Annotated in this window: 2 protein-coding genes; one reads left to right on the top strand and one right to left on the bottom strand. The window is 47.9% G+C overall.

Annotated elements, in window-relative coordinates; all coding sequences use genetic code 11:
• Window positions 1–722 (top strand): SGNH hydrolase domain-containing protein (locus MHN01_RS24200; protein ID WP_304622891.1); only part of this gene is annotated, 722 nt, incomplete at its 5' end.
• 186 nt (window positions 723–908) lie between these two features.
• Here the strand turns inward: MHN01_RS24200 and MHN01_RS24195 are convergent.
• A partial coding sequence (locus MHN01_RS24195) for a hybrid-cluster NAD(P)-dependent oxidoreductase (protein WP_239413929.1) occupies window positions 909–2,587 on the bottom strand: 1,679 nt, incomplete at its 5' end.

Raw genomic sequence — 2,587 nt, 5'->3', positions numbered from 1 at the left:
ATTTTAGAAGTTATGTTGATGAGTTAGGGAAAGAGTTTGGTTTCTCATCGCTTTATGGTGGTTTGGGAGGGTGTCCTCCATTGCTGAGCTCCGATCTTATTAAACATGGTGAGCCTGAGATGCCATGTAGTGAACGTAATGATCAACTGGCAATGGAAATCAAAGAATCTGATGTCTCTGTTGTGTTTTTGGCTGGTCGCTGGGCGATGTATACGGAAACTACACGTGCTGAAGGCGAAAAAGGCAGCCGTGTATTTGTAGGTGATAGCTCTGACTATTCAGAAAACAAAGAAAATAGCCGTCGAGCTCTAAAAGAAGGATTAGAAAGGACGATAGCATTTCTCATTGAGAATGACATTACCCCTGTTTTATTTGAACAGGCGCCATCATACTCATTTAAGCCAAGTAACTGCTGGGTGAAAAAGGCATCCTATCCTTGGCTAGAAAATACGTATTGTGATCTCGAAGAGCAAGATATGGAGTTAAGGCAAGGATTTGCGAATAACCTGATTAAGGAAGTTACTGATAAGTTTCCTGAGGTAATTCTGATCCCTGTTGTTGATACACTTTGTCAAAATGGTAAGTGCAGCAGTAAGCTTAATGGTATTCCACTGTATAGTGACAATAATCACCTAAATTCTGAGGGTGCCAGAGAAATTTATCGAACATCAATGAGTGATGGTAAATTACAAGTGTTGATTGATCGTCTAAAAACTCTGTAGCTTTAGAGTATGTTAGTCCAACTTGTATATTACTAATGCTACTCGTATGGTGGGCCGCCAGGCCCACCATGTTAAGTGTTAGAAAGAGCTATTCTGTTTCATTGTTTATATTTCAATTCATAGTACAACCCTGCGACTCCAGAACATAATTCGTAGCAATGTTATGTTCTTTTAGGAGTTGGTTTTTTAGGATCTAAACTCAACATCCGTCTTAGGGATACAGCAGCATGCCAGTACCTTGCCGTCTTCCTTCTCTCCCGGCAGCAGCGCTGGTACGTCCGGTTGCTCGACCTCGCCAGATTCCAGCGTCACCTTGCACGCGCCACAAAAGCCGCTCCGACAACTGTTCGCTATCGAAAGCCCTGCATCTTCTGCCTGATCCAGTAGCGTGCCTTGGTTATTACCCTGGAACAGGTTTCCATCGACACTGATGGTAACGTCTTTTGTTGCCTGCTCAGTGTTTCCTCGGGCAGGACCAAACGCTTCCTGGTGGTAGTTGGTTTCGGTAACGCCGACGTTGAGCAGCAAGCTTTTTGCTTCGGTCATAAAGGCATCCGGGCCACAGACGAACACCTGGCGCTCGGTAATGGCCGGAATATATTTCAGGTGATTTTCTGTCAATCGGCCGCTCAGGCCATCCCAGTCAGCATCGGGCTGACTCAATACAAAGATCACTTTAAGCTGCGGATATTTGGCTGCGAGCTCGGCGAGTTCTTCGCGGTAAGGAATATCAGCCTGACTCCGGCACTGGTGATGGAAGATGACATCACGTACTTTGTCATGATCGGCAAGATAGCGCAGCATGGAAATCATAGGTGCAATCCCGCTGCCTGCCGAGAGCAGGAGGAGCTTGTCGGTATGCAGGCCAAGGTGGAAAGTACCGTCTGGCTTCTCGGCAACCAACGTATCGCCTATCTGCAGATTGTCATGGAGCCAGTTTGATACCCGGCCATTATTGATGCGCTTGACCGAGATACCATAGCGGCCAGGACGAGACGGGCTGGATGAGAGGGTATAGCGACGGGCGACATATTCGCCATTGATCTCGACCTGCAGTGGCAGGTGCTGGCCGGGCTGATAGGCCGGTAGTGTTTTTTGCTTGGTGGGTTCGAGCCAGAATGTGCAAAAATCGCGCGCAATATCTTCACGTTCGACGCAAGTTAACGTCAGGTTTAGGTTGCTGTTATCGGGGTATTGTTCCTTGGGTTTGGTCTCCAGGACTTCGATAGTATCGCCAGCCTTGATCACACCTTCATTCAGGGCGACTAAATTTTGACCAAAGAAAACATCGCATGATGAGTCAGAGCGGAATTTTGACAATGTCGCCAGCGGCTCTTTCAGCTCATTGAAGTGACCGGTTTTGGGATCGATGGTGGTGAGAATACAGCGCGCACATGGCTTCACCGATTCAAACTCGACTTCGCCAATTCGAATCCGTTTCCAACTGTCTTCGGCAAAGGCTTCGGTACCGCCAATAACCAGGTTGGTACGGAACTGGTCCATGGTATGGTGCTGCGAACTACGGGCATTCAGGGCATCGAGTGAGGCCTCACTTATTACTAATAGCGGATAGCCATCAGCAAAACTGACATTTTGCTGGATTTTGGTGCGGATCCGGTTTGATTGATCGCCGGTATAGAGCAAGCGTACCGGTTCGCCAATGATTTGGCTGAACCAGGCATCGGCTTTCGACAGAGTAGTGTAGGCACTGAAGGTGTCATTCCATACCTGGGTATTAGCCTCGTTCATCGTAAAGTCGGCATATTTTAATACCAGTGGCGACATACCCGGAAAGCTCAGTGTTAGCCCGTGAGGTTGCAGGGTTGCCGTTACCTTTACCAGTTCGGGGTACTTGCGAGCAGTGA

Origin of the sequence: Photobacterium sp. OFAV2-7, from assembly GCF_022347985.1 — a bacterium.
In the GTDB taxonomy this organism is placed as follows: domain Bacteria; phylum Pseudomonadota; class Gammaproteobacteria; order Enterobacterales; family Vibrionaceae; genus Photobacterium.
The sequence above is the reverse complement of the archived record's forward strand: the minus strand, read 5'-3'. Positions and strand labels throughout refer to the sequence as shown.